Source organism: Actinoplanes aureus (assembly GCF_015704865.1).
GTDB lineage: Bacteria > Actinomycetota > Actinomycetes > Mycobacteriales > Micromonosporaceae > Actinoplanes > Actinoplanes aureus.
In genome coordinates this window covers 264,199-289,954 of the sequence record NZ_JADQTO010000002.1, presented here as the reverse complement: position 1 = coordinate 289,954, position 25,756 = coordinate 264,199, and the positions used below count along the sequence as shown (strand labels likewise).

Below are 25,756 nucleotides of genomic sequence, written 5' to 3'. Positions count from 1 at the left end.
AGTTTCCCCCTGCGGAGCCCGAATTACCTAGACGCGCGCTGTGAATCGGAAATCATCTCGGTATAGATCTCGATCAGCCGGCCGGTGAGCACGTCCGGATGAAAGTGCCGCAGGTAGCGCTCGCGTGCGGCGGCGGCCGCGACCGCCGCGCCGGCGCGGGCCACCGGAAGGGCCGCGGCGAGCGACTCGGGATCGGGCTGGGCCAGCCATCCGGCCGCCTCGGCCCCGCTGCCGACGAGGTACGGGATCCCGCCGACCGCGCTTCCGAGGACCGCCCGGCCGGCCGACATCGCCTCCAGGATCACCGTCGGCAGCACGTCCTCCCAGGTCGGCACCGCGACCACCACGGCCGAGGCCCGGCGAGCGGCGGCCATCCCGTCCCGGTCGAGCGGACCGAGGTACGTCACGTCCGACCGCTCGGCCGCCGCCTGCTCGGCCAGTGGCCGCAACTCGCCGTCGCCGGCGATCCGCAGCGTCCCGAGAGCGCCGTCCGGATGCCGGCGCCAGGCGTCCAGCAGGAGTCCGAGCCCCTTCTCCGGAGAGAGCCGGGCCCCGTAGAGGAACCCGTCGCCGAGCGGTTCCGGCGCACCCGGGTCGGGCAGACCGTTCGGCTTGATCACGATCCGGTCGGCCGCGATCCCGTAGTCGGTGAGATGCGCGGCGATCTTGTCGGTGAGTGCGATGTACCGATCCACCGAGCGCCAGGTTCCCCGGTGCACGGCCAGCGTGGTGGCCATGATCGCGCTCTGCGCCGCCGAGCCGCGGTAGCACTTGTGCTTGATCGCCGGCCAGCCGAGCAGCTTGCCCCGGCAGTCCCGGCAGTTGTGCCCGTCCCGGAAGTACAGCCCGGAGGAGCAGATCTGCCGGTAGTTGTGCACGGTCTGCACCACCGGCAATCCATGCGCGTGCGCGGTCCGAATAACCCAGGGAGAAAGCAGGGGGTACGGGTTATGCAGGTGCAACACGTCCGGCTTCTCCGCGGCCAGGAGATCGGCCAGCTCGCGCTGACTGGAAGCGCCATAGATCGGCGAGATCGGCAGCAGTGCTTTCTGCGCCGCGGGGAGGGAACCGATCGAGTCCGAGCTGCGCTGGAACGGCACCACATCGACGCCGGCCGCTCGGAGTTGTTCGATCTCGGTGTCGACGATGACGTTCTCCCCCGAGGGGATCGCCTCGCGGTACCGGTTGTGCGCAACCACCACCTTCATGCGGCGAAACGCTACCGTGAACGGGTGCCCGAACTCCCCGAGGTCGAGGCGCTCGCGGCTTACCTGCGTGAGCGTGCGGTCGGCCATGCCGTGGAACGCTTCGAAGTGTCCTCGTTCAGCGCGCTGAAGACCTATGATCCAGCGCCCTCCGCGTTGGCCGGCCTGCCGGTCACGAGTGCCGGCCGGCACGGCAAGTTCCTCGACGTCGGCATCGGCCCGGAGATCCACCTGATCGTGCACCTTGCCCGCGCCGGCTGGCTGCACTACCGGGACTCGTTCAAGTCGCCCGCCCCGCTGAAGCCGGGCAGCGGCCCGATCGCTCTGCGGGTCCGGCTCGACGACGGCTCCGGTTTCGACCTGACCGAGGCCGGCACCCAGAAGTCGCTCGCCGCTTACCTGGTGCGTGACCCGGCCGAGGTGCCCGGCGTGTCGCGGCTCGGCCCGGACGCGCTGCAGGTCACCCTCGACGAATTCGCCAGCCGCTTAAAAGGGCGAAACGGGCAGATCAAGGGCGTCCTCACCGACCAGGAAGTGCTCGCCGGGATCGGGAACGCGTACTCCGACGAGATCCTGCACGTGGCCAAGCTGTCGCCGTTCGCCCTGAGCGGCAAACTCACCGACGAGCAGATCGCCACGCTCTACGAGGCGATGCGCGCGGTGGAGACCGACGCAGTCGAGCGGTCGGTCGGGCAGAAGGCGGCCGAGCTCAAGGGTGAGAAGCGCGCCGGAATGCGGGTCCACGCCCGGACCGGCCTGCCCTGCCCGGTGTGCGGCGACACCGTGCGGGAGGTCTCGTTCGCCGACAAGAGCCTGCAGTACTGCGCCACCTGCCAGACCGGCGGGAAGCCTCTAGCAGACCGGCGACTGTCGAAGCTCGTACGGTGACTTTGCCACCAGGCGATCACGCAGCGTACAAGCTGAGATTGCTCCCGCAGCGTCACCTTCACTCCGGCCGATCCATCGGTATAGTGGCTCGGTCCCTGGCAACCGTTATGACGCGAACGGGTATCGGTGGCCTCACCGACGATCCGAAAGCCGTGGCGGTGCGTAATCTTTTTCCGGATGCGGGAGGACGTAGGCGAAGTGACCACTAGCCTGCATCGCCCAACTACCGACAGCAGCCGGAGCAAGCCCGTGGGGTACGACAGCTTCGAGTGGCAACAGCCCACTCCGAGCAACGGCGTACCCCGATCGGCGTGGACCCGGCAGCACCGCCGGGTGTCCCGCTGGCACCGGCCCTACACTCTCGGCCTGATCCTGCTCGACCTGCTGGCGGCGCTGGCGGCCAGTTGGATCGCCGCCACCTTCCTGGAGAAGTCGCGAGCCGGTTTCACCGCCCGGAGTTGGGGCCCGCTCGAGGGTTCTGAGCTGTTCTACTTCTTCGCGTACGTCGTGCTGCCGCTCGGCTGGCTGGTCCTGCTCTGGACCAACGGCACCTACGATCGCCGCTACCTGGGTCTGGGCAGCGAGGAGTTCAAGCGGATCGTCCGCGCCTCGGTCACCGTCGTGGCCTGCGTGTCGCTGCTGGCGTTCGCCACCAAGGCCGACCTGTCGCGTGGCACGGTCGCCACGGCGTCGCTGAGCGCTCTCGTCCTCATCCTGCTGTGCCACATGGCCGCCCGGCAGGCCCTGCACTTCGCCCGGCGCCGCACCGGGCACGGCGCGCACCGGATGGTCCTGGTCGGCACGCTGCCCGAGGCGCTCGAGGTCTACACCGCGGTCACCCGCAGCCCGGCCGCCGGCCTCATCCCGGTCGCCATCCACATCACCGACGGATACGCGGCCGCCCGCGGCATCGAGACCCCGGTCCCGGTCTACGCCGGACGCGACGTCCTGTCGCTGGTCCGCGAGGTCGGCGCCGACACGATCGCGGTCTGCGGCTCGGCCAGCACCGAGCCCGGCGAACTGCGCCGGCTGGCCTGGCAACTGGAGGGCACCGGTGTGGACCTGGTCGTCGCGCCGCAGCTCACCGACATCGCCGGTCCCCGCGTGCACATCCGCCCGATCGAGGGACTGCCGCTCCTGCACGTCGAGGAGCCGACCCTCTCGGGCCCGGGCTGGCTGGTCAAGAACCTGATGGACCGGGTCGCCGCCGGCCTCGGCCTGCTCCTGGTCAGCCCGATCCTCGCGATCATCGCGATCGGGATCCGGCTCTCCGACCCGGGCCCGATCTTCTTCCGGCAGACCCGGGTCGGCCACGACGGCCGCACGTTCCGGGTGTGGAAGTTCCGGACGATGTATGTGGACGCCGAGGAGCGCAAGGCCACGCTGGAGGAGCTCAACGAGTCCGATGGCATGCTCTTCAAGATGAAGCAGGACCCGCGGATCTTCAGCTTCGGCGCGAAGCTGCGGGCCACCTCCCTGGACGAGCTGCCCCAGCTGATCAACGTCCTCTTCGGCGAGATGTCCCTGGTCGGTCCCCGTCCGCTGCCCGCGGACGACGGTGACTACCTGGGCGATGTCCGCCGCCGTCTCCTGGTGCGGCCCGGGATAACAGGTCTGTGGCAGGTGAGCGGACGATCCGATCTGTCCTGGGACGAGGCGGTCCGGCTGGACCTGTACTACGTCGACAACTGGTCGCTCACCTACGACCTGAGCATCCTCTGGCGCACCATCTTCGTCGTCCTGAAGCGCAAGGGCGCGTACTAGACAACCCGCAGGTCACGGGCGAGTATCTCCACCGTGGGTAGCGCGCTGGCGGTGATCGCCGTTCTGGCCGCGCTGGCGGCTGCGGTCGTCGCGGTGCTCCGGTTACGCGCCCGCCGCGGGATCGCCACCGCGATGCAGCGGGCGACCTACGACGTACTGCACACCGCCGCCCTGGCGGCCGAACCGCTGCGGGGCGGGCTCACCTCCGCGTCGGCCGGGAAGGCGGCACGGCATCTGCGCACCCTGGTGGGCGCGGTGGGACTGGCGGTCATCGACGGGGAGCGGTGCCTCGCGTACGACGGTCGGGGCGCCCATCATCAGGACCAGCTGACCGAGGCTGCCCGGCGGGCCGTGAGTACGCGGCGTTCGGTCGTACTCAATGGGGCTGATCTTCCTTGCGACCGGATGGATTGCGTGGTCCGCGGCGCTGTGGTTGCGCCGCTGGACAGTGCGGCGCAGGCCGCGCTCGTGGCGCTGGCCGACAGCCAGCCGGCGCCCGGCCTGGTGCAGGCGACGCTGGAGGCGGCGCGCTGGGCCGGGTCGCAGCTGGCCCTGGCCGAGTTGGACTCGTCCCGCGAGCGTCTGGCCCGCGCCGAGGTGAAAGCCCTGCGTGCGCAGATCAGCCCGCACTTCATCTACAACGCGCTGACCGCGATCGCCTCGTTCGTGCGAACCGATCCGGAGCGGGCCCGCGAGCTGATCCTGGAGTTCGCCGAGTTCACCCGGTACTCGTTCCGGGCGCACGGCGAGTTCACCACGCTGGCCGAGGAGCTGCGCTCCATCGACCGGTACCTCACCATCGAACGGGCCCGATTCGGTGATCGGCTCCAGGTCCGCCTGCAGATCGCACCGGAGGTTCTGCCGGTCGGCCTGCCGTTCCTCTGCCTGCAACCGCTGGTGGAGAACGCGATCCGGCATGGCCTGTCCCGCAAGCCGGGCGTCGGTATGGTGAGCATCGAGGCCCGCGACGCGGGCGCCGAGTGCCACATCACGGTCGAGGACGACGGGGTCGGCATGGATCCGGCGGTCTTCGGACGGGACGGTTCGGAGGGCGAGGACGGGCAGCACGTCGGGCTGGTCAACGTCGACGAGCGGCTGCGCTCGGTGTTCGGCGATCACAACGGCTTGGTGGTGGAGACCGCCCTGGGCGCGGGTACGAAGGTGAGCATGCGGGTGCCGAAATTCCATCCACAGGTCCGGGCATGAGCCTGGTGGTCCTCGCCGTCGACGACGAGCCGCCGGCCCTCGACGAACTGGCCTATCTCCTCAACGCGGACGACCGGGTGGCGCACGTGCACCGGGCCGGCGACGCGACCGAGGCGCTGCGGGTGCTGCGCGACACCGAGGTGGACGCGGTCTTCCTGGACATCCGGATGCCCGGCCTGGACGGCATGGAACTGGCGCGCATCCTGCGCCGTTTCGCGCAGCCGCCGGCAATCGTCTTCGTGACGGCCTACGACGACGGCGCGGTCGACGCCTTCGATCTGGGGGTCACCGACTACGTGCGCAAGCCGGTCCGGGCCGAACGGCTGGGCGAGTCGCTGCGCCGGGTGGCGGGCCTGCGCTCCGCGCCGGCGCCGGCGGTGCCGCCGGACGAGCCGGCGATCCCGGTGGAGCTGGCAGGCACGACGCGCATGCTGCCGCGTTCCTCGGTGCGCTGGGTGGAGGCCCAGGGCGATTACGCCCGGCTGCACACCGGGGACAATTCCCATTTGGTACGCGTATCGCTCGCAACCTTGGCCGAGCGATGGGCAAACGCCGGTTTCGTCCGGATCCACCGCTCCTACCTGGTGCAGTTGCGCCTGGTCACCGAGCTGCGGCTGACCAACTCGGGTTACGTGGTCGCGGTGGACGGCGTCGAGTTGCCGGTGAGCCGCCGGCACACCCGGGAGCTGAAGGACCGCCTGATTCGGGCCGCCAAGCACGACTGGACCCGCTAATCCACACCGTCGTCCACAGGTACACAGACTTCTCCACAGAGTTATCCACAGGCCGTGCAACTTGCACGATCTTCTGCACAGTTCGTTCACAACTCCACCCCGGCCTCTGCGCAGCTGGTAAATAAGCTCATCGGCCATGGAGACAACCGAGCGCAGGGTCCTCGTCGTCGAGGACGAGCGGGCGATCGCCGACGCCGTGGCCGCCCGGCTGCGCGCCGAGGGTTTCCTGGTGCAGGTGGTCGGGGACGGCCCGAGCGCCGTCGAGACGGCACGCAACATCCACCCGGACGTGATCGTGCTGGACGTGATGCTGCCCGGCTTCGACGGTCTGGAGGTGTGCCGCCGCATCCAGGCGGAGCGACCGGTCCCGATCCTCATGCTCACCGCGCGCGGCGACGAGACCGATCTGCTGGTCGGGCTCGCGGTGGGCGCGGACGACTACATGGCGAAGCCGTTCTCCATGCGCGAGCTGGCCGCGCGGGTGCACGCGTTGCTGCGCCGGGCGGACAAGGCGGCCGCGGTCACGTCGACCCGGCGCGAGGACGCCACCATCCGGTTCGGCGACCTGGAGATCAACATGGCGGAGCGGCGGGTGCTGCGCGGCGGGGTGGAGGCGCATCTGACGCCGACCGAGTTCGACCTGCTGGTGCATCTGGCCAGGCGGCCGCGTACGGTGCTGCCCCGGGAGCGGCTGCTGGCCGAGGTCTGGGGCTGGGCCGACGCCTCTGGAACGCGTACGGTCGACAGCCACATCAAGGGTCTTCGACGCAAGCTCGGCGCTGATCTCATCCGGACCGTGCACGGCGTCGGGTACGCCCTGGAGGTCGACCGGTGAACGAGTTGCACAACCTCGCCGCCCGCCTCTTCGGCTGGCTGCCCCGGCCGCTCGACCCGGTTCGCTCGATCAAGGCGAAGCTCTCCCTGGCCCTCGGCTTCGCCGGCGGGGTGGGCTTGCTCGTCTTCCTGTGGCGCATCGACTTCTACCGGGTCGACCTGCTGTGGATCGCCATCGCGGCCGCCCTCGGCCTGGTCACGCTCCAGGTGATGGCGCACGGCGCGACCGTGCCGCTGCGGGAGATGACCGTCGCCGCCCGGGCGATGGCGCGCGGCGACTACACCCGCCGGGTGCGGACCCGATCCCAGGACGAGGTCGGTGAGCTGGCCGCCGCGTTCAACCAGATGGCCGCGGACCTGGCGGCCGCGGACCGGCAGCGGCGCGAGCTGATCGCCAACGTCTCGCACGAGTTGCGTACGCCGATCACCGCACTCCAGGCCATGCTGGAGAACATCGTCGACGGGGTGGCCACGGCCGAACCGGAGACCATGCGTACCGCTCTGGCCCAGACCGAGCGGCTCAGCCGCCTGGTCACCGACCTGCTCGATCTCTCCACATTGGACGCGGGTGTGGTGCCGCTGCGGCGGGACCTGATCGACGTCCCCGCCTTCCTCGACGAGGTGGTCCGGGAGTCCTCGGTGAACGCCGACGGCACCGGGCTCGACGTGAAGTTCGAGGTGTCCGCGCCCGGCATCGTGCTCTCCGGCGACCGCGAACGGCTGCACCAGGTCTTCGCGAACCTGCTGGACAACGCGGCCCGGCACAGCCCGCCGAGCGGCATCATCACGGTCCGGGCCGAACGCCGGGACGAGCACTGCCTGTTCTCCGTGATCGATCAGGGTTCCGGCATCCCGGCCGCTGACCGCGAGCGGGTCTTCGAACGGTTCACCCGGGGCGAGCGAGCCACCGGCGGCGGCACCGGGCTGGGCCTGGCGATCGCCCGCTGGGTGGTGCAACTGCACCGGGGAACCATCGCGGTGGTCGAGCCGGAGGACCACCAGGGCTGCCACATCCAAGTACGCCTCCCTCTGCAAGCCCTCTGACGGAAGGCTCAGACATGTCCACGGCACCGCTTACTCCCCCAATAGGACAAAAAGGAATTCCGGCACAGAAGTCAGATGCCGGTCCGCTGCACGGGCCGTGGCCGCCGCTCACCGAATGGGATCGCCGCTGGCCCGGGCCGGGTCGCCCGCCCTCCGCCGCCACGCTCTACGCACTCCTGGCCGCGGCCGTGGTCGCCGCCGTCACCGTGCCGCTGGACCGGGCCGGCGTCGGCTGGCTGGTCACGGTGAGCGCCGGCACCACCGCGCTCGTCGTCGCCCGCCTCATGCCGGAGACCGAGACTGTCGCGCCGCTCGTCCGGCGCCCGGAACCGGCCGACTCCCGGTTCCGCTTCGCCTGGGCGGCCGCCACCATCGCGCTGCTCGCAGTCGGCACCTTCCGGGCCGCGGGCTGGCTCTTCGTGCTCTGCCTGCTGACCGCCACACTGACCGGGGTACTGGCGGTCAGCACCGGACGCTCGTTGCGCGCCATCGTCGCCTCGTACGTCATCGTCCCGGTGGCCGCGCTGCGCGGCCAGTTCTGGCTCTACCGGGGGTTCGTCCGGCTCGGCACCCGCAAGTCGAACAGCGCCGGCATCCGGGTGGCGGCCACCGTGGCGGTCTCGATCGCGCTGCTCGTCGTCTTCGGCTCGCTCTTCGTCTCGGCGGACGCGGCGTTCGCCCGGGCCTTCGCCGCGCTGACACCCGAGATCCGCGTCGACAACGTCTTCCGCTGGGTGTTCCTCACCGCCCTGGCGTTCGTCCTGCTCGGCGCGGCCGCCTTCCTGCGCGCGGCGCCACCGGACGTCAGCCGCCTGGACGGCACCGAGGGCCGCAAGGTTCGCCGCCTGGAGTGGGCCGTGCCGCTCGGCCTGCTCACCCTGCTCTTCGCTGCGTTCGTGGCGGTCCAGCTCGCGGTGCTCTTCGGCGGCAGCCGGCACGTGGTGGAGACCGAGGGCCTCACCTACGCCGAGTACGCCCGCAGCGGCTTCTGGCAGCTCTGCGTCGTCACCGCCCTGACCCTGGTGGTGCTGGCCGGTGCGGCCCGCTGGGCGCCGCGTACCGAGGCCGCCGACCGTACCCTGCTTCGCTTCGTCCTCGGTGCCCTCGCCGTGCTCACGCTGGTGATCGTCGCGTCCGCGCTGCACCGGATGAACGTCTACACCGAGACGTACGGCCTGACCCGGCTGCGGCTGCTGGTCGCCTGCTGCGAGGTCTGGTTCGGGTTCGTGCTGGTCCTGGTGCTGGTGGCCGGCATCCGGGTGCGGGCGTCCTGGCTGCCCCGGGTCGCCATCGCCGCCGGTGTGCTGGCCCTGCTCGGCCTCGCCGGCGCCAACCCGGACGGGCTGATCGCCGAGAACCACGTGCAACGGTACGAGCGGACCCAGCGCATCGACATGTCCTACCTCAGCGACCTGTCCGCCGACGCCGCACCCGCGATCGCCGAGCTGGACGACGCGGACCGCCGGGACTGCCTGCTCTGGGCGATCGGCGGCCAGATGCCGGCCGACGAGGCGTGGTGGGAGTGGAACCTCGGCCGGCAGACCGCCCGTGATCTGGCGGTGACAGCGCCGTCGGACTGCACGAACGAGATCAACCGGGATTGACAATCCGTCCGGGGCGGAGAGACTGCGGAGCATGGTCGCCGAACCGCCGCCGAGCCCGCGTACCCGGGTGGTCCTTGCCGAGGCCGCCGCCCGGCGGGCCACCGACCGGGCCCGCGCCGACCTCGCCGAGCAGACCCCGGTCGGTGAGGCGCTGGTCAAGGGCCTGGTCCGGGCCCAGCTGGCGCTGGCGTTACGGCTGGCCTTGGTGGTGGCCGCCGGCCTCGGTACGCTGCCGCTGCTGTTCGCCGCCGCGCCGGCCGTCGGCTCGTTCCCGGTCTTCGGGGTGCACCTGCCCTGGCTGCTGCTCGGGCTCTTCTCCTTCCCGTTCCTGGTCGGGGTCGGCGCCGCGTACGTGCGCTGGGCAGAACGCAACGAGCAGGACTTCACCGCCCTGATCCGCAGGCCGGAGCAGTGAACCCCTACCTCGCTCCGGGCCTGGTCGTGGTCGTGCTGCTGACCGTGGCCATTGGCGCGTACGGCCTGCGCTTCGCCCGGACCACATCGGACTTCCTGGTCGCCTCCCGATCGGTGAGCCCGTCCTGGAACGCCGCGGCGATCAGCGGCGAATACCTCTCCGCCGCGTCCTTCCTCGGCGTCGCCGGCCTGATCCTCTGCTACGGCGTCGACATGCTCTGGTACCCGGTCGGGTTCGCCGCCGGCTATCTCGCGCTGCTGCTCTTCGTGGCCGCCCCGCTGCGGCGCTCGGGCGCGTTCACCCTGCCGGACTTCTGCCAGGTACGGCTCCGGTCGGCACCGCTGCGCCGGCTGGCCACCGCGTTCGTGCTCTTCATCGGGTGCCTCTACCTGCTGCCGCAGTTGCAGGGTGCCGGGTTGACGTTCAGTACGGTGACCGGCGGCTCGTACGTCTGGGGTGCACTGCTGGTCGGCGTCGTGGTCACCGCGAACGTGGCGTTCGGCGGGATGCGGGCGATCACCTTCGTGCAGGCTTTTCAGTACTGGCTCAAGTTGACCGCGCTGGCCGTACCGATGATCTTTTTGATCCTGCAGTGGCAGGCCGACGGCCGCCCGGCCGCCACCCCGCGGGCCGGCGCGGTCTTTCCGGCCGCGACCACCGTCGTGATCGAGCAGGACGCGGTCCTCGACGGCGGCCGTGCGGTCGAGGCCGGCGAGACGCTGCACTTCGCGGCGGGCGACCCGGTGCCGCAGGTGAGTACGGTCGACGCGCGGTTCGGGCCGGAGTGGCTGCTGCCCGGCGGCGAACTCGGGCTGTTCGCGACGTATTCGCTGATCCTGGCCACCTTCCTGGGCACCATGGGGCTACCGCACGTGCTCGTCCGGTTCTATACGAATCCGGACGGCGCCTCGGCCCGGCGCACCACACTCGTGGTGCTCGCCATGGTCGGCGTCTTCTACCTGCTGCCCACCCTGTACGGGGTGCTCGGCCGGATCTACACGCCGCAGTTGCTGATGACCGGGCGTACCGATGCGGTGGTGCTCCTGCTGCCCGAGGCCGCGCTGGGAGGCGGCCATCTGGGCCGGCTCCTCGGCGCGCTGGTCACCGCGGGCGCGCTCGCCGCGTTCCTGTCCACCTCGTCCGGCCTGCTCACCAGCGTCGCCGGGGTGATCTTCACGGACGTGCTGCGCTCCGGCCGCAGCGGCTCGATTCGCGACTTCCGGCTGGCCACCGTGCTGGCCGCCGTCGTGCCGACCGGACTCGCGCTCTATGTGTCCGACATGGACGTGTCCCAGGTGGTCGGCCTGGCCTTCGCGGTCGCCGCGTCGAGCTTCTGCCCGCTGCTCGTGCTCGGCATCTGGTGGCGCGGGCTGACCGACGCGGGCGCGATCGCCGGCTTGATCGCCGGCGGCGGAGCGGCCATCGCCTCGGTTCTCGTCACCGTCTTCGGACCACCGCTGACGGGTGCCGCGGCCGAGCTCGTCGAGCAGCCGGCGGCCTGGACCGTTCCACTCGCGTTCGTGGTGATGGTCGGCGGATCGCTGCTGACCGGTCGCCGGGTCCCGGCCGATGTGGGTGCCACCATGCTGCGCCTGCACGCACCCGAGTCGCTGCGGACCTGATTTAAGGATCTTTAAGGTTCGATCCTCGTCCGGCGCGCCGGCCCGGCCGTAATCCGGTGCATGAGACCACGCAGAGGATCACGCTTCGGCAGTAACCGCAACCGCAAGATCGTCATCGGGCTCGTGGTAGCCGCGCTGGCCGGCGGCGGGATCGCCGTGGGCACCGGGCTGAGCAGCGCGTCGACCACCTGCGACGGCTTGGACCAGGCGATTCAGCGGAACCTCGACTTCATGGCCGAGCAGCGTGCCAACCCGAACGCGCAGACCGAGGCCGTGCTCAAGAACCGCCAGGACGTCATCGACCTGATCAACGTGCAACGGCAGCAGGCCGGCTGCACCGGCGACGTCGCCGCGCCGCCCCCGCCTCCGCCCGCGCAATCGCCCGCGCCGGAGGAAGAGGAAGAAGAGGAAGCGGCGGCGCCCCCGGCGGAAGAGGCGGAAGAGGACGCGGCGGCCGGTGAGGTCGTCTGCAAGGGCTCAACCGTCACCCTCTCCGGCGAGGCCGGAGCACCCTTCGCCTCGAGCGGCGACTTCCCGATCGGTACGGTCCTGAAGGTCACGAACCTGGACAACGACAAGAGCATCACGGTGACCGTGCAGACCACCTCCGGAAGCTGCATCCTGCTCAACAACGCCGCGTTCGAGCAGGTCCGCGAGCCGGGCAAATTCCTGATCCGGCGCGCCGTGATCGAACGGGTGGGCTGATACCGACCGACCCGGACCGGCGGGACGTGACCGCCGGTCCGGGTGTTCCCCGATCACCTCGCGGACCGATACGTTCATGTACATGAGCATTCCGGCACAACGTCTGCCCGGTGAGGGTGGCACCGCGGCGATGTCGTTGCGCGGGCTCGTCAAGCGGTTCGACGCCCGCCTCGCGGTCTCCGACCTGAGCCTGGACGTGCCGGCCGGGTCGTTCTACGGCCTGCTGGGTCCGAACGGTGCCGGCAAGACCACGACGCTCTCCATGGCGGTGGGCCTGCTGCGGCCCGACGCGGGTCAGGCTCTGCTGCTGGGGTACGACGTCTGGCAGTCCCCCGCCGAGGCGAAATCACTGGTCGGCGTCCTGCCGGACGGCGTGCGGATGTTCGACCGGCTGAGCGGGCCGGAACTGCTCGCCTATCACGGGCTGCTCCGCGCGATGCCCGCCGAGGTCGTCGACCAGCGTTCCCGGGACCTGCTCGACGTGCTCGAGCTCGGCGTCGACAACCGGACGCTGGTGGTCGACTACTCGGCCGGGATGAAGAAGAAGATCGGCCTCGCCTGCGCGCTGCTGCACGCACCGCGCCTGCTGGTCCTGGACGAGCCGTTCGAAGCGGTGGACCCGGTGTCGGCCGCGCTGATCCGCGACATCCTCCAGCGGTACGTGTCCGGCGGCGGCACGGTGGTCTTCTCCAGCCACGTGCTGGAGGTCGTCGAGCGGCTCTGCTCACACGTGGCGATCATGTCGGACGGGGTGTTGCGGATGCACGGCCCGCTGGCCACCATTCGCGGCGACCGGTCGCTGCAGGACGTCTTCGTGCAGGTCGTCGGCGGCCGGGTGGCCACCGGTTCGGAGCTGGCGTGGCTGTGACCCCGGCACCGGTGTCGATCTGGCCGTTCGTCCGGCTCAAGCTACGAATCACTCGCAACGGGCTGCGCGGCCGTCCGGCCCGGATCGCCATGTTCGTGCTCGGCGCCGTCACCGCCGGCCTCCTCGCCATCTTCGGGTACGCGGCGTTCGCCACCCCGGGCCTGTTGGACAGCGCGCGCTCCGCCGAGGTGCTGTTCCCGTTCGCCGGCGCGGCGCTCGTCTTCGGCTGGTTCCTCATGCCGCTGCTCTTCTTCGGTATCGACGACTCCCTCGACCCGGCACAGTTCGCGCTGCTGCCGCTGGCCCGGCGCACCCTGCTCGGCGGTTTGGCGGTGGCGGCCCTGATCGGGCTGCCGGCGCTCGCCACGCTGGCCGCCACCGCCGGCATGGTGGACACGGCGGCCCGGCTCGGTGGGCCCGGCGCGGCCCTGGCGCAACTCTGCGGAATCGTCTGCGGGCTGCTTCTCTGCGTGGCCGTCAGCCGGGCGGTGACCAGCGCGTTCGCCACCGCACTGCGCTCGCGGCGGGCCCGCGATCTGGCCACCATCCTGCTCGCGGTGGTGGCGGCCTCGCTCGGGCCCGCGCAGTTGCTGCTGCTCGGGCTCCTGAACCAGGCGAACTGGTCGAGTGTCGAGCTGATCGCCGAGGTGGCCGGGTGGACACCGGTCGGCGCGCCGTACACGGTGGGCCTCGATGTGGTGGCGGGGCGGGCCTGGGCCGTACCGGTGAAGCTTTTGATCGTGCTGGTCAGCGTGGGCGGCCTGCTCTGGTGGTGGAGCCGGACGCTGGAGCGGGCGATGGCCGGCGCCGCCACCGCCGGCAGCCGGCGCGGCAGCACCGCGACGCGCTCGGACGGGCGCGGCCCGGTGGACCAGCTGCTGTTCCGCTGGTCGCCGCGGAGCCGGTTCGGTGCGCTGATGGCGCGCGAGACGCGCTACTGGTGGCGGGAGACGCGGCGGCGCGCCGCCTTGATCACGCTGGCGGTGGCCGGGGTCTTCCTGCCGCTCACCAGCGCGTTCGGCTCGGGCGGTGCGCGCGGCCTGGCCGTGGTGGTCGGCGCGATCGCGCCGATCGGTCTGGCCAACCAATTCGGGTACGAGGGAAGCGCGTACGCCACCAACCTGGCCACCGGGATCCCGGGGCGGCTCGAGGTGCACTCCCGGGCCGCCGCGCACGCTCTCTTCACGGTGCCGTTGCTGTTGCTGGTCGCGGTGGTGACCGGACTGTTGGCGGGCGGGCGGCCGGAGTCGATCCCGGCCCAGTTCGGCACCCTGCTCGCCACCTACGGAGTCGGGCTGGCGCTGGTGCTGCCGGTCTCGGTGCGAGCCGCGTACGCCCTGCCCGATCCCACCACGCCGTTCGCGCTCTCCTCCGGCGGCGGCCTCGGCAAGGCCCTGCCCAGCCTCGGCGCGATGGTCGGTGCCATCCTCGGCGCGCTCCCGGTGTTGCTCGCCGGAGGTCTGCTCGGCCCGGTCTGGCTCTGGATCGGTCTGCCGATCGGGCTGGCCTACGGCCTGGCGGCGTACGCACTGGGTGCGCGCCTCGCGGGCGGCCTCCTGGACCGGCGGATGCCCGAGGTGCTGGCCGCCGTCACCGCCCGCTAGCGGGGCAGTATCCGCAGGCCGTCGCGGCGGACGAAGATGACCCGGCGCTCGGTGGCGTCGCCGGACGGGCCGAGCACGTACCCGTCGATCCAGAGCCATCCGTCGTAGGTGATGCGCGGGTCGACCCGGATCACCCGGAACAGCAGAGCCCGGCTACCGGCGAACTGGACGCTTGCCGCACCACCTACATAAAGCACGTCGCCGGCCTGGGGCAACGCGTTCGTCATACACCCCGACGATACACAAAATCGGTAATCTGATGAAAGAAGTGGATCGTCCACTTTCGAGTGTAGATGTAGGCCTTTCAAGTGCGCGCTTTGACCGCCTGGAGTCCGTCCCGGCGCACGAAGATGCGGCGGCGCTGCATGGCGTTGCCGGCCGGGCCGAGCACATAACCGTCGAGCCACAACCATCCGTCGTAGGTCAGCCGCTTATCGATTCGGATGATCCGGAAGAGCAGCCCTCGATCACCGGAGAACTGGACGCTGGCCTCGGCGCCGACCTGGACGACGTCGCCCGCCCGCAACACGGCGTAAGGCATCCGCCGGCTCCTTCCGCGCGGCAAAGTTCCCTACAAAATAGTTTGTGATCAATTAAACCGGATAGCGGCATGCGCGATCTGTAATCGGGAGAATGATCGGGTGAATCCCAACGAGCCCGGTGGGCGCATCCACTCCACCGACCCGTTCGCCGTACCGGAGTCGTCGAAATCCCCGATCCGGCGATTGCGCGGGCGCTTCGCCGCACCGGTCACGATCTGGACCGCACCCGGCCCGGCCGGGCTCACCGTCTCCTCCACCGTGGTCGCCGACGGGGATCCGGGACGTGTCCTCGGCCTGATCGACGAGGAGAGCGACCTCTGGGACGCGGCTCTGAACGCCGGCGTCTTCGCGGTGGTGCCGCTGACCCCGGCCGACCGGCAACTGGCCGACCGCTTCGCCGGGCTGATGCCGGCGCCGGGCGGGCTCTTCGCCACCGGCGAATGGCGGCAGACGGCGTACGGTCCGGTGCCCGCGCAGGCCTCCACGTGGGCCGGCTGCCGGCTGGGCGGCAGCCGCCCCTGCGGCTGGGCGCTGCTGGTCGAGGGCATCGTCGAATCGATGGAGATCGGCACGTCCGCCACGCCGCTGGTGCACTACCGGGGTCGGTACACCGAGCTGGCATGACTGCCGCTCAGCGCAGTCAGACCACCACTCAGCGCAGACCGCGACCGGGGAACCGTGACCTGGCCCACTCCTTCGTACGGTGCCGGAAAGTCCTACCCACGAAGGTGGTGATCCCGTGCCGGCATCCGCCGAGAGATATCTCGAAGTGCAGAACTCCGATGAGTTCACCCGGTTGCGCCACAGACTGCGCAGCTTCATCTTTCCGACGACGGTTGCGTTCATCGTCTGGTACTCGCTCTACGTGCTGCTCTCCGCGTACGCGCGGGACTTCATGAGCATCAAGCTGATCGGCAACATCAACGTCGCGCTGATCTTCGGCCTGCTCCAGTTCGTCTCCACGTTCGTGATCGCCTGGTACTACTCGCGGTACGCCGCACAGAAGCTGGATCCGCTCGCCGACGACCTCTACAAGGAGTTGGAGAACGGCGAGAAGGTCGCCGGCACCACCGCCGACGGGAGCGCCCACTGATGGGGACGATCCTGGCCGCGGAGGCGACCAACGGCAGCACCTCGCGCACCCTGACCATCACGCTGTTCCTGGTCTTCGTGGCCATCACCCTGGCGATCACCGTCTGGGCCAGCCGGCAGACCAAGACCGCTACCGACTTCTACGCCGGTGGCCGGCAGTTCTCCGGCTTCCAGAACGGCATGGCGATCGGCGGCGACTACATGTCGGCGGCGTCCTTCCTCGGCATCGCCGGCCTGATCGCCCTGTACGGCTACGACGGCTTCCTCTACTCGATCGGCTTCCTGGTCGCATGGCTGGTGGCGCTCCTGCTGGTCGCCGAGTTCCTGCGTAACTCCGGCCGGTACACGATGGCCGACGTGCTGGCCTTCCGGATGCGCCAGCGCCCGGTTCGCACGGCCGCCTCGGTCTCCACCATCGTCGTGTCGATCTTCTACCTGATCGCGCAGATGGTCGGCGCGGGCGCGCTGGTGTCGCTGCTGCTCGGCATCAAGCCGGGCGCGACCTTCCTGGGCATGGACGCGGACACCGCAAAGGTCGCCACGATCATCCTGGTCGGCGCTCTGATGATCATCTACGTGACGGTCGGTGGCATGAAGGGCACCACCTACGTCCAGATCGTCAAGGCGTTCATGCTGATGGGCGGCGCCCTGATCATGGTCGTGATGGTGCTGGCGCACTACAAGTTCAACCTGTCCGCCCTGCTCGGCGACGCGGCTGATCAATCCGGGAAGGGCTCGGCGTTCCTCGAACCGGGTCTGCGATACGGCGTCGAGACAGCGGGCGATGCGGCCAAGACCTTCTACAGCAAGATGGACCTGCTCTCGCTCGGCCTCGCGCTGGTGCTCGGCACGGCCGGTCTGCCGCACATCTTGACCCGGTTCTACACCGTGCCGACCAGCCGGATCGCGCGTAAGAGCGTGCTCTGGGCGATCGGCATCATCGGTACGTTCTACCTGTTCACCCTGGCCCTCGGCTTCGGCGCGGCGGCCCTGGTGGGTGGCGCGAACATCACGGCTCAGGACAAGGCCGGCAACACCGCCGCACCGCAGCTGGCCCAGCAACTCGGCATCGACTACCTGGGCGGCGACACCGGTGGCTCGATCATGCTGGCGGTGATCGCGGCGGTCGCGTTCGCCACGATCCTCGCCGTGGTCGCCGGCCTCACGCTCGCCTCGTCGTCGAGCCTCGCGCACGACTTCTACGCCAGCGTGATCAAGCGGGGCACCGCCTCCGAGCGGGACGAGGTACGGGTCGCCCGGATCTCCGCCCTGCTCATCGGCGCCGTCGCGATCGCTCTGTCGATCTTCGCGCAGAGCCTGAACGTGGCGTTCCTGGTGGCCCTCGCGTTCGCGGTGGCCGCGTCGGCGAACCTGCCGGCGATCCTCTACAGCCTGTTCTGGCGCCGGTTCAACACCGCGGGAGCGCTCTGGTCCATCTACGGCGGTCTGGGCGCCGCGGTGATCCTGGTGTTCTTCTCGCCGGTGGTGTCCGGTTCGGCCACGGCCATGTTCCCGGACCAGGACTGGCAATGGTTCCCGCTGTCCAACCCGGGCATCATCTCGATCCCGCTGGGCTTCTTCTTCGGATGGCTCGGCACGGTGCTGTCCAAGGAGACCGACCCGGAGAAGTACGCGGAGCTGGAAGTCCGGTCCCTGACCGGGCACGGGGCACACTGACGTTTCCCCCGCCACGGGCCGGTGCAGTCGCCGCACCGGCCCGTGCTTCCGCAAAATCTCCTACCTTCGTGCCGATGGGTGTCGAGCACCGGGATCACTGGGAATCACTCCGTAATCTGGAGTACATGTCAGCCACCACCTCCTCCAGCGGCAACCCCTCCGGTCGGGCTTCCGTGCCCGCGTACGGCGGTCGGGCATCGGTTCAGCCCGACCGCGACTGGGCACCGCGACCGCGGGGCGGCAATGGACCCGGTGGGCCGGGTGGACCTGGCGGTCCGGGTGGCCCGGGCCGGCCGTACCGGGGGCGCCGGCCGCGCCCGCGCTGGAAGCGGATCGCGCTGGTGGGCGGCATCGTCGTGCTGGTCCTCGCGCTGATCGGCGGCATCGCCGGGTACGGCTACATCAACGGCCTGGACAAGGACCTGAAGCGCACCAACGCGTTCGGCGAGATCACCTCGGACCGGCCGGGCAAGGCGGTCGAGGGGGCGCTCAACATCCTGCTGGTCGGCAGCGACTCCCGCGACCCGGACAACAAGAACGACCAGGCGAGCAAGTGGCGCGCCGACTCGCTGATGATCATGCACGTGCCGGCCGACCACAAATCCGCGCAGATCGTCTCGATCCCGCGTGACCTGTGGGTCAACATCCCGAGCGGCAACAACGCACCCTGTGACTCCGGCAGCCGGGCGAAGATCAATGCCGCGTTCGCCTTCGGTGGCCTGCCCCGCGCGGTGCGGACCGTCGAGTGCATGACCGACGTGCACCTGGACCACGTGGTGGCGATCGACTTCGGCGGTTTCAAGGACGTCACCAACGCACTCGGGGGCGTCGACCTCAAGGTCGACCAGACGATCACGTCGATCCACAAGCCGTACCGGGTGTTCAAGAAGGGCATGATGCACATGGACGGCGCTCAGGCGCTGGACTGGGTGCGTCAGCGCAAGCAGTTCGCCCGCGGTGACTTCGCCCGCATGCAGCACCAGCAGCAGTTCCTGATGGCGCTGATGGACAAGGCGGCCAGCACCGGAACGCTCACCAACCCCGGCAAGCTGGACGCTTTCCTGGACGCGGTGGCGGCCGCTGTCACGGTCGACGAGAAGTTCTCGCTCAAGGACATGGTGCTCCAGTTCCGCAGCCTCCGCAGCTCCAACGTGACGTTCCTGACCAGCCCGAACAAGGGCAGCCAGACGATCGACGGGCAGTCCGTGGTGGTCTCCGACCGGGAGAAGGCGCTCGGGCTCTACAAGGCGATGTCCGCCGACAAGCTGGGCGAGTGGATCGCGGCGAACCCGACCAAGAAGTAGCAATCGGGCTGTCAACGAGCTGTGACTTGGATCTGAAGCGATCTAGACCTTCATCTCAACGGAAAGTGTCCGTAAAGTGATGCAGCCCCTCACCCCACCCCCTGGAGTGCTGCATGACCGTCACGGCCGATCGGCAGTCGCCGGCTAGGGATCGCTCCGCCGTCCCACCGGGCCCGCCGAAGGCCCGTCGGAAGCGCGGTACACCGCTCTGGGCGAAGATCACCACCTCGCTCGGAGCGGTGCTGCTGGTGGCGAGTGGGGGCGGGCTGGTCGGCGGTTCGGTGCTGATCAAGCAGACCACCGAGAACATCGCGATGGGTAACCTGACCGGCGACGCGAAGAAGACCTCCGGCGAGGGTGGCGACACCCTCGAGGGCCCGATCGACATGCTGCTGATGGGCGTGGACGCCCGGGCACGCTGGGCCGAGGACGATCTCCGCTCCGACTCGATCATCATCCTGCACATCCCGGCCAGCCACGACCAGGCGTACCTGATCTCCATCCCGCGGGACACCGAGGTTCAGGTGCCGGCCTTCGGCCCGAGCAAGTACGCCGGTGGCACCACCAAGGCCACCGAGGCCTTCTTCCACGGCGCGCAGAACGGTGGCGGCTGGACCGGAGGCGCGCAGCTGCTCGCCAAGACGCTGAAGAACATGACCGGCATCAGCTTCGACGGCGCCGCGATCATCAACTTCGGCGGCTTCAAGAGCGTGATCGACGAGCTCGGCGGCGTCTCCATGTGCGTGGACCAGCAGGTCACCTCGAAGCACATGGTGTGGGTCGACGGGAAGGCGATGTTCCTGGCCGACGCCCGCAAGACCGGCAAGCCGACGAAGCCGGTGGTGCACAAGGTGGGCTGCCGCAGCATGGAGGGCTGGGAGGCCCTCGACTTCGCCCGTCAGCGCTACGGCCTCAAGAACGGTGACTACGACCGCCAGCGGCACCAGCAGCAGCTGATCAAGGCGATGGCGAAGAAGGCGTCGAGCGGCGGCGTGCTCAGCAACCCGCTGAAGGCCGGATCTCTGGTCAAGTCGGCCGGCAAGGCTCTGGTGCTGGACACCGGCAGCGTGCCGATCACCGACTTCGTGCTCGGCCTCCGGGGCGTCGCGGCCAACGACATGGTGCTGCTGCGGACCAACAACGGCACCTTCGCCGGCAACGGCAACGGCCGGGAGACGTTCAACCCGACCACCCAGGCACTGTTTCAGGCGATCAAGGATGACCGGGTGGCGGAATTCGTGCTCGACCACCCGGACGTCGTCGCGAAAGAGAAGTAGTAGCGCCGTACCCTGTTTTCGTGTTCGGACCTCAGGTACCCAGCGTGACCCCTGACCAAGTTCCCGCCGACGCCTACCTGCTCGACGTGCGGGAGCCCGACGAGTGGGAGGCCGGCCACGCGCCCGGCGCCCATCACCTCCCGATGATGGAGGTTCCGGCCCGGATGGCCGAGGTGCCCGCGGAGGGCGAGGTGGTGGTGGTCTGCCGGGCCGGTGGCCGGTCCGGGCAGGTCGTCGCGTACCTGATGAACAACGGGTGGGACAACGTGCGCAACCTCGACGGCGGCATGCAGTCCTGGGCCTCCGCCGGACGCGACGTGGTCCGCGACGACGGGCAGCCGGCCCGCGTGCTGTGAGCAGTGCTGGCCCCGCGGCGGAAAACCCATGAAAAACCGTGATTACCGTCCCTTGGTGTTCGCCCACCGCGGCGGCGCCGACGCGCTTCCCGAGCACACCCTCGGGGCCTATCTGCGTGCGCTCGACGAGGGCGCGGACGGGTTGGAGTGCGACGTCCGGCTGACCCGGGACGGGCACCTGGTCTGCGTGCACGACCGGCGGCTCAACCGCACCAGCAACGGGCGCGGCCTGGTGAGCACGAAGACGCTTGCCGAGCTGGACACCCTCAACTTCGGCTCCTGGCACCCCGGCTACCCGGTCGACGAGGAGTTCCCCGACCTGGCCCGGCTGCTCACCCTGGAGCGGCTGCTGGACGCGGTGACGGCGAGCGGCCGCCCGGTCCGGCTGCTGATCGAGACCAAGCACCCGTCACGGTACGGCGCCGAGGTCGAGCGGCGTCTGGTCCGGATGTTGCAGCGGTTCGGTCTGGCGGATCCGAAGCCGGACGACCCCGTACAGGTAACGGTGATGTCCTTCGCGGCGCTGGCGCTGCGCCGTATCCGCGCTCAGGCGCCCACCGTGCCCACCGTCTACCTGATGGAGTTCGTGCCGCCCGGGGTGGGCCGGGGCCGGCTGCCGTTCGGCGCCCGGACCGCCGGGCCCGGCGTCGACCTGGTCCGCGCCCGGCCCGCGCTGCTTCCGGCGATCCGCGCAGCGGGCCACCGGACGTACGTGTGGACCGTCAACGAGCCGGCCGATCTGGAGCTGGTGCTCGCACAGCGGGTGGACGGAGTGATCACTGACCGTCCCCGGTTCGTGCTGGACTATCTCGATCGACTGTGACGTACGCCACGGTCGGGTGCCCTGATCCAGCTTCCGCTTAGGTTCATCTGCCCAAAACCGGGCGGGCGGGGCACACTCGCAGACATGCCGGACCGTCCCGACTACGCCACCCTGATCCGGGGTCAGATCGCGGCTCTCGACCGCGTGAACTCCGGTGACGCGGGCCTGTCCGTCCTGCAGCACCTGGTCCGGCTGGCCGAGGAGACCCTCGACGCGCGCGGCGCCGGATTCGCCGAGTACGCGGACGGCCACGGGCGGATCATCGCGGCCACCGGTGTCTGTGAGCCGGCGATCGGCCGCCGGGTGGATCGTCCGGACGACCGGCTGCTGGACCGGCGTACCCTGCTGCTTCCCCTGGACTCGGTGAACGACGAGTTCGCCCGCCAGATCGAGGGCGGCGAGCTCCGGCACATGCTGGGCGCCCGCTGCGAGGCCGGGGAGACCATGGTCGGCTCGCTGCACGTCTACTTCGGCGAGAACGCCGGGGAGCCCGGCCCCGAGCACCATGCCGTACTCGAATTGCTTGCCGGTCAGATCGGCTGGCTCTACGGGCTGCGTTCCGGCCTGCCGGTGCACGGCGCCCCCGCTCCCGAGCAGGCCCGCCGGCAGGAGGACCGCGACCTCTGGGTCGCGGTCACCAGCCACGAGCTGCGCACTCCGGTCACCGTCATCAAGGGGTACGCGGACACGCTCACCAACCACTGGGAGACCCTCGGTGAACCCGGCCGGCGCGAGGCGGTGCGGATCATCGGCACCCGCGCCGGTGAGCTCGCCCGGCTGGTGGACCGGCTGCTCTCGGCCGCCAGCGAGGACGGCTCGGTCGGCGCCTCCGCGTCCGGTCCGTTCGACCTGGCCGAGGCGCTGCGCGCGGCCGCCGAGGAGCTGCCGGCCGCCCTCCGCAAGCGCATCCACTTCGGCGAGCTGCCGGCCGGCCTGCCGAAGGCGTACGGGAACCGGGACTCGATCGCCACCATCCTCACTGAGCTCGTCACCAACGCGGAGAAGTACTCCGAGCCGGACAGCCTCGTCGAGGTCTGCGCGGGCACGGACGACGACACCCTCCGGTTCCGGGTCTCCGACCGGGGCGTCGGCATCGCCCCGGAGCACGTGGAGCGCGCCTTCGAGCGGTACTGGCAGGCCGGATCGCGGGACCGGCATCCGCACCCCGGCGCCGGACTCGGCCTCTACCTGGTCCGGCGCCTGGTGGAACGCCAGCACGGCTGGGTCTCGCTGCGACCGCGCGAGGGCGGCGGGACGGTCGCCGAGGTACGCCTGCCGCGCGCTTGACCTCTGACCGGCAACACGGGGTGGCCCGCGTCACTGCTTTCGTGATGTGACCGCTTAGGCTGGTCCACCGTGAGCAAGCGACGCAAGCCCCGCGAGACCGCACCGAAAACGAAGGTGCGCGACATCTTCGTCGCCCGCCCGTTCGAGGGCATGGCGGACGAACCGGAATGGGTCGCTCTGCGTGAGCTGGTCCCGGCCGCCTCCGCGCCCCTGACCCTCAAGCCGGAGATCATCGAGGAGTACGGCGATCGGCCGGTCACGCTCTCCACGGTGCTGCCGATGGCCTGGCCCGCGATGTCCCGCCGGGACGGGCAGATCTTCATCGGGTTGCAGCGGCACGTCCAGTCCGGCGATGTCTCCCGGGATCTGGCCGTGGCGATCCTGAACGCGCTGGGCACCAAGCCGGGCGACACGGTCTCCGTGCCCGCGCTGCCCGGCCAGGGCCCGCGCCTGCAGGACCTGCTGGTGGACGGCCCGCTCGACATCACCCTGTACGAGAGCTTCGAGTACTGGCTGGACGCCGACCAGATGCAGGACGCGAACGTCAAGGCGTCCCTGGAGCGCGCGAACGCCTCGATCTATCCGACCGTGCGGCTCGCGGTGGCCAAGGCGGCGTACTGGTGCCGGGTCGCCCCGGACAAGGGTCACGTCCGCTGGGTCCTCTCCGACCCCGAGGACCGGGCTCTGGACGCGCTCGCCCGGCTCTCCGCGGCCGGCGAGTTGCTGCTCGGCGAGGGGACCAGGTTCGCCGGCATGTTCCGGGCGCACGGGCTGCTCGTACCGGTCTGGGACGTGCCGGGCGAGCCGGAGGGCGCCGACTGGGAGGCACCGCTCGCCGACTTCGCCAAGCGGTACGCCGACACGCTCGCCATCGACGAGCCCCTCGACGCCGCCGGCCGTCGCGCCAAGCAGGGCCTGATCGGCCGGCAGCTGACCTTGCGGTGAGCCCGTTCCACGAGCGGTTCGCCGAACCGGAACTCGACCCGTCGGTGTGGGTGCCGTATTACCTGCCGCACTGGAGTTCCCGCGCGGCGTCCCGGGCGACCTACATCGTGGGGGACGGTGAGCTGCGGCTCAGCATCCCGGTGGAGCAGCCGCTCTGGGCCGAGGGGATCCACGAGACACCGTTGCGCGTCTCCGGCATCCAGTCGGCGAACTTCTCCGGGCCGGTCGGGAGCACGGTCGGCGGGCAGCCGTTCCGGCCCGGCCTGACGGTGCGCGAGGAGCAGCCCGAGCTCTGGGGCTACACGCCGCACTACGGGCGCCTCGAGATCCGGATGCGGGCGGTGCTCTCGCCGCGGTCGATGGCTGCCTTCTGGCTGTCCGGGATCGAGGACCGGCCGGAGCGGTCCGCGGAGATCTGCGTGATGGAGGTCTTCGGGACCGCGCCGCACGACTTCGGGATGGGCCTGCACGCGTTCCGGGACCCGGCGGTCACCGAGGAGTGGGGAACGGTGACGCTCCCCGCCGACGTCGCGGAGTTCCACACGTACGCGGTCGACTGGCAACCCGGTTCGCTGGAGTTCTCCGTCGACGGCTCGGTCGTGAAACGGGTCGGCCAGGCGCCGGACTACCCGGTCCAGCTGGAGATCGCGGTCTTCGACTTCGCCGACCGGGCCCATCTGGTCCCCGGCGAGATCCCGGTCCCGGAGCTGATCGTCACCGACGTCACCGGTCCCTGAGCGGATCGCGGGTGATCGGGCAGCTCATGCATCGTGGGCCGCCCCGCCCGCTGCCGAGTTCCGATCCACTGATCCGGACCACCTCGATCCCGGCGCGTTCCAGCTGAGCGTTGGTCTCGATGTTGCGCTCGTAGGCCACACACAGCCGCGGCGCGATGGCGAGGGTGTTGTTGCCGTCGTCCCACTGCTCCCGCTCGGCGGTCACCGGGTCCAGGCCGGTGTCGATGATCCGCAGATGGTCGATCTTCATCGCCTCGGCCGCCGCCTCCAGGAACGGCCGGGGCTGGCGGACCCGCAGCGGCGCCCCGGGCTCGGCCGTGACGGTCCAGGCGTCCAGGTTGTGCGCGACGTTGGGGTACATCACCACGGCGTCGACGTCCACCATGGTGCATACGGTGTCCAGGTGCATGGTGGCGCGTTCCTGAGCGATCGGGACGGCCAGCACGGTGTGCGCGAGGCCCGCGTCGATCACCCGGCGGGCCAGGCGCTCGGCACCGGCCGGGGTGGTCCGCTCACCGACCCCGATAGCGAGCACATCCGGCGCGAGCACGAGCACGTCGCCGCCCTCCACGTGTTCGAGCGAGGGGTCGAAGAGCAGGGCGGTGCCGGCGAACCGCGGGTGGTAGCGGTAGATGGCCTGCGTGAGGGTGGTCTCCCGGCGCCGCGCCCGCATGGCCAGGCTGGTCACCGCGACCCGGTCCCGCACCCAGACCGAGGAATCCCGGGTGAAGAGCAGGTTGGGCAGCGGGTCGATGACGAAATCGTTGCGATGCATCATCTCGTAGACCAGGCCGCCGGTGCTCGGCTTGATCTCCTCGTGGGCGAGGCCGGCGACCAGGACCTCGGCGAGCCGGCCGGGCTCCTGGTCGGCCAGGTAGTCGCGGACGCTGGCGCGCAGCGAGTCGCCGAGCCGGCGGGCGGCCAGCACCCCGGCGGTGAGTTCGGTACGCGCCTCGGGCACGCTCAGCGTCTCGGCGAGCAGCTCGCCGAGGTAGAGGACCTCCACGCCGTGCGAGCGGAGCGCCTCGGCGAAGGCGTCGTGCTCCTCCTGGGCGCGTCCAACCCATGGGATGGCATCGAAGAGAAGCGAGTCATTGTTTCGTGGGGTCAGCCGGGCCAGCTCGGGACCGGGTCGATGCAGCATGACGGTACGGAGGCGGCTGACTTCACTGTCGACGTACACGACGCCGACGTTAGCCCGTACCGGCTGCTATCGCGCGGTG

26 protein-coding genes are annotated in these 25,756 nt (G+C 70.2%); 22 read left to right on the top strand and 4 right to left on the bottom strand.

Features of this window, described 5'->3' with window-relative positions; all coding sequences use genetic code 11:
- Nucleotides 1-23 precede the first annotated feature (23 nt).
- Nucleotides 24-1,208: a glycosyltransferase family 4 protein gene (locus tag I4J89_RS04250; protein WP_196412481.1), complete on the bottom strand. Its 1,185-nt coding sequence runs from the start codon at nt 1,206-1,208 to the stop codon at nt 24-26.
- A 24-nt stretch (nt 1,209-1,232) separates the two neighbouring features.
- On the opposite strand from I4J89_RS04250, the gene I4J89_RS04245 reads away from it, so the two are divergent.
- The 12 genes from I4J89_RS04245 (at nt 1,233) to I4J89_RS04190 (ending at nt 14,493) form a co-directional block, all read left to right on the top strand.
- Complete coding sequence (locus I4J89_RS04245) at nt 1,233-2,093, top strand: Fpg/Nei family DNA glycosylase (RefSeq protein WP_196412480.1); 861 nt, start codon at nt 1,233-1,235, stop codon at nt 2,091-2,093.
- A 177-nt stretch (nt 2,094-2,270) separates the two neighbouring features.
- Nucleotides 2,271-3,857, top strand: a complete 1,587-nt coding sequence (locus tag I4J89_RS04240) for a sugar transferase (protein ID WP_196412479.1) — start codon at nt 2,271-2,273, stop codon at nt 3,855-3,857.
- A gap of 24 nt (nt 3,858-3,881) precedes the next feature.
- Nucleotides 3,882-5,063, top strand: coding sequence for a sensor histidine kinase (locus tag I4J89_RS04235; RefSeq protein WP_196412784.1), 1,182 nt, complete (start codon nt 3,882-3,884; stop codon nt 5,061-5,063).
- Entirely contained in the window at nt 5,060-5,797 is a 738-nt protein-coding gene (locus I4J89_RS04230; RefSeq protein ID WP_196412478.1) for a LytR/AlgR family response regulator transcription factor, read from the top strand. The genes I4J89_RS04235 and I4J89_RS04230 overlap by 4 nt, the downstream gene beginning before the upstream one ends.
- Nucleotides 5,798-5,933: 136 nt before the next feature.
- Nucleotides 5,934-6,632, top strand: coding sequence for a response regulator (locus tag I4J89_RS04225; protein ID WP_196412477.1), 699 nt, complete (start codon nt 5,934-5,936; stop codon nt 6,630-6,632).
- Entirely contained in the window at nt 6,629-7,675 is a 1,047-nt protein-coding gene (locus I4J89_RS04220) for a HAMP domain-containing sensor histidine kinase (protein ID WP_196412476.1), read from the top strand. Before I4J89_RS04225 ends, I4J89_RS04220 begins: the two co-directional genes overlap by 4 nt.
- 14 nt (nt 7,676-7,689) lie before the next feature.
- Nucleotides 7,690-9,279 carry a DUF4153 domain-containing protein gene (locus I4J89_RS04215; RefSeq protein ID WP_196412475.1) on the top strand — a complete coding sequence of 530 codons (1,590 nt, stop codon included), beginning with the start codon at nt 7,690-7,692 and terminating at the stop codon, nt 9,277-9,279.
- Nucleotides 9,280-9,310: 31 nt separating this feature from the next.
- Nucleotides 9,311-9,694 (top strand): DUF485 domain-containing protein, encoded by a 384-nt coding sequence (locus tag I4J89_RS04210; protein WP_196412474.1) that lies wholly within the window; start codon nt 9,311-9,313, stop codon nt 9,692-9,694.
- Nucleotides 9,691-11,316, top strand: a complete 1,626-nt coding sequence (locus tag I4J89_RS04205; RefSeq protein ID WP_196412473.1) for a sodium/solute symporter — start codon at nt 9,691-9,693, stop codon at nt 11,314-11,316. Before I4J89_RS04210 ends, I4J89_RS04205 begins: the two co-directional genes overlap by 4 nt.
- A 60-nt stretch (nt 11,317-11,376) precedes the next feature.
- A complete protein-coding gene (locus I4J89_RS04200) occupies nt 11,377-12,021 on the top strand; it encodes an SCO2207 family protein (RefSeq protein ID WP_196412472.1) in 645 nt (214 codons plus the stop codon).
- 82 nt (nt 12,022-12,103) lie between these two features.
- A complete protein-coding gene (locus I4J89_RS04195) occupies nt 12,104-12,889 on the top strand; it encodes an ABC transporter ATP-binding protein (protein ID WP_196412471.1) in 786 nt (261 codons plus the stop codon).
- Nucleotides 12,880-14,493, top strand: coding sequence for an ABC transporter permease (locus tag I4J89_RS04190; RefSeq protein ID WP_309238178.1), 1,614 nt, complete (start codon nt 12,880-12,882; stop codon nt 14,491-14,493). Before I4J89_RS04195 ends, I4J89_RS04190 begins: the two co-directional genes overlap by 10 nt.
- On the opposite strand, the gene I4J89_RS04185 is transcribed toward I4J89_RS04190, so the two are convergent.
- Nucleotides 14,490-14,720 (bottom strand): hypothetical protein, encoded by a 231-nt coding sequence (locus I4J89_RS04185; RefSeq protein WP_196412470.1) that lies wholly within the window; start codon nt 14,718-14,720, stop codon nt 14,490-14,492. The genes I4J89_RS04190 and I4J89_RS04185 overlap by 4 nt on opposite strands.
- Nucleotides 14,721-14,797: 77 nt before the next feature.
- Nucleotides 14,798-15,034 (bottom strand): hypothetical protein, encoded by a 237-nt coding sequence (locus I4J89_RS04180; RefSeq protein ID WP_196412469.1) that lies wholly within the window; start codon nt 15,032-15,034, stop codon nt 14,798-14,800.
- Nucleotides 15,035-15,134: 100 nt separating this feature from the next.
- On the opposite strand from I4J89_RS04180, the gene I4J89_RS04175 reads away from it, so the two are divergent.
- The 10 genes from I4J89_RS04175 to I4J89_RS04130 all read left to right on the top strand — a co-directional run bounded on the left by I4J89_RS04175 (nt 15,135) and on the right by I4J89_RS04130 (nt 24,533).
- Nucleotides 15,135-15,659: a flavin reductase family protein gene (locus I4J89_RS04175; RefSeq protein ID WP_196412468.1), complete on the top strand. Its 525-nt coding sequence runs from the start codon at nt 15,135-15,137 to the stop codon at nt 15,657-15,659.
- A gap of 115 nt (nt 15,660-15,774) precedes the next feature.
- A complete protein-coding gene (locus I4J89_RS04170; RefSeq protein ID WP_196412467.1) occupies nt 15,775-16,128 on the top strand; it encodes a DUF485 domain-containing protein in 354 nt (117 codons plus the stop codon).
- On the top strand, nt 16,128-17,804 hold the full coding sequence (locus I4J89_RS04165; RefSeq protein ID WP_196412466.1) for a monocarboxylic acid transporter: 1,677 nt from the start codon (nt 16,128-16,130) through the stop codon (nt 17,802-17,804). Before I4J89_RS04170 ends, I4J89_RS04165 begins: the two co-directional genes overlap by 1 nt.
- Before the next feature lie 125 nt (nt 17,805-17,929).
- Nucleotides 17,930-19,108, top strand: coding sequence for an LCP family protein (locus I4J89_RS04160; RefSeq protein WP_196412465.1), 1,179 nt, complete (start codon nt 17,930-17,932; stop codon nt 19,106-19,108).
- A gap of 113 nt (nt 19,109-19,221) precedes the next feature.
- Complete coding sequence (locus I4J89_RS04155; RefSeq protein WP_196412464.1) at nt 19,222-20,385, top strand: LCP family protein; 1,164 nt, start codon at nt 19,222-19,224, stop codon at nt 20,383-20,385.
- 20 nt (nt 20,386-20,405) lie between these two features.
- On the top strand, nt 20,406-20,741 hold the full coding sequence (locus I4J89_RS04150; protein ID WP_196412463.1) for a rhodanese-like domain-containing protein: 336 nt from the start codon (nt 20,406-20,408) through the stop codon (nt 20,739-20,741).
- Nucleotides 20,742-20,769: 28 nt separating this feature from the next.
- Complete coding sequence (locus I4J89_RS04145; protein ID WP_196412462.1) at nt 20,770-21,564, top strand: glycerophosphodiester phosphodiesterase; 795 nt, start codon at nt 20,770-20,772, stop codon at nt 21,562-21,564.
- Between the two features lie 84 nt (nt 21,565-21,648).
- Nucleotides 21,649-22,851, top strand: coding sequence for a sensor histidine kinase (locus I4J89_RS04140; RefSeq protein WP_196412461.1), 1,203 nt, complete (start codon nt 21,649-21,651; stop codon nt 22,849-22,851).
- Nucleotides 22,852-22,920: 69 nt separating this feature from the next.
- Nucleotides 22,921-23,796, top strand: a complete 876-nt coding sequence (locus I4J89_RS04135) for a DUF5926 family protein (RefSeq protein WP_196412460.1) — start codon at nt 22,921-22,923, stop codon at nt 23,794-23,796.
- Nucleotides 23,793-24,533 (top strand): glycoside hydrolase family 16 protein, encoded by a 741-nt coding sequence (locus tag I4J89_RS04130; RefSeq protein WP_196412459.1) that lies wholly within the window; start codon nt 23,793-23,795, stop codon nt 24,531-24,533. The genes I4J89_RS04135 and I4J89_RS04130 overlap by 4 nt, the downstream gene beginning before the upstream one ends.
- Here the strand turns inward: I4J89_RS04130 and I4J89_RS04125 are convergent.
- The gene (locus I4J89_RS04125; protein WP_196412458.1) at nt 24,520-25,716 is read right to left on the bottom strand and encodes an arginine deiminase; all 1,197 of its coding nucleotides are present in this window, start codon (nt 25,714-25,716) and stop codon (nt 24,520-24,522) included. The genes I4J89_RS04130 and I4J89_RS04125 overlap by 14 nt on opposite strands.
- Between the last annotated feature and the right edge of the window lie 40 nt (nt 25,717-25,756).

Bases quoted from the DNA above. Each gene is read 5' to 3' on its own strand.
- I4J89_RS04210 (WP_196412474.1), top strand. From the start codon at position 9,311: ATGGTCGCCGAACCGCCGCCGAGCCCGCGTACCCGGGTGGTCCTTGCC.
- I4J89_RS04145 (WP_196412462.1), top strand. From the start codon at position 20,770: ATGAAAAACCGTGATTACCGTCCCTTGGTGTTCGCCCACCGCGGCGGC.
- I4J89_RS04200 (WP_196412472.1), top strand. From the start codon at position 11,377: ATGAGACCACGCAGAGGATCACGCTTCGGCAGTAACCGCAACCGCAAG.
- I4J89_RS04250 (WP_196412481.1), bottom strand. From the start codon at position 1,208: ATGAAGGTGGTGGTTGCGCACAACCGGTACCGCGAGGCGATCCCCTCG.
- I4J89_RS04140 (WP_196412461.1), top strand. From the start codon at position 21,649: ATGCCGGACCGTCCCGACTACGCCACCCTGATCCGGGGTCAGATCGCG.
- I4J89_RS04180 (WP_196412469.1), bottom strand. From the start codon at position 15,034: ATGCCTTACGCCGTGTTGCGGGCGGGCGACGTCGTCCAGGTCGGCGCC.
- I4J89_RS04160 (WP_196412465.1), top strand. From the start codon at position 17,930: ATGTCAGCCACCACCTCCTCCAGCGGCAACCCCTCCGGTCGGGCTTCC.
- I4J89_RS04240 (WP_196412479.1), top strand. From the start codon at position 2,271: ATGCGGGAGGACGTAGGCGAAGTGACCACTAGCCTGCATCGCCCAACT.
- I4J89_RS04155 (WP_196412464.1), top strand. From the start codon at position 19,222: ATGACCGTCACGGCCGATCGGCAGTCGCCGGCTAGGGATCGCTCCGCC.
- I4J89_RS04215 (WP_196412475.1), top strand. From the start codon at position 7,690: ATGTCCACGGCACCGCTTACTCCCCCAATAGGACAAAAAGGAATTCCG.
- I4J89_RS04195 (WP_196412471.1), top strand. From the start codon at position 12,104: ATGAGCATTCCGGCACAACGTCTGCCCGGTGAGGGTGGCACCGCGGCG.
- I4J89_RS04225 (WP_196412477.1), top strand. From the start codon at position 5,934: ATGGAGACAACCGAGCGCAGGGTCCTCGTCGTCGAGGACGAGCGGGCG.
- I4J89_RS04230 (WP_196412478.1), top strand. From the start codon at position 5,060: ATGAGCCTGGTGGTCCTCGCCGTCGACGACGAGCCGCCGGCCCTCGAC.
- I4J89_RS04165 (WP_196412466.1), top strand. From the start codon at position 16,128: ATGGGGACGATCCTGGCCGCGGAGGCGACCAACGGCAGCACCTCGCGC.
- I4J89_RS04185 (WP_196412470.1), bottom strand. From the start codon at position 14,720: ATGACGAACGCGTTGCCCCAGGCCGGCGACGTGCTTTATGTAGGTGGT.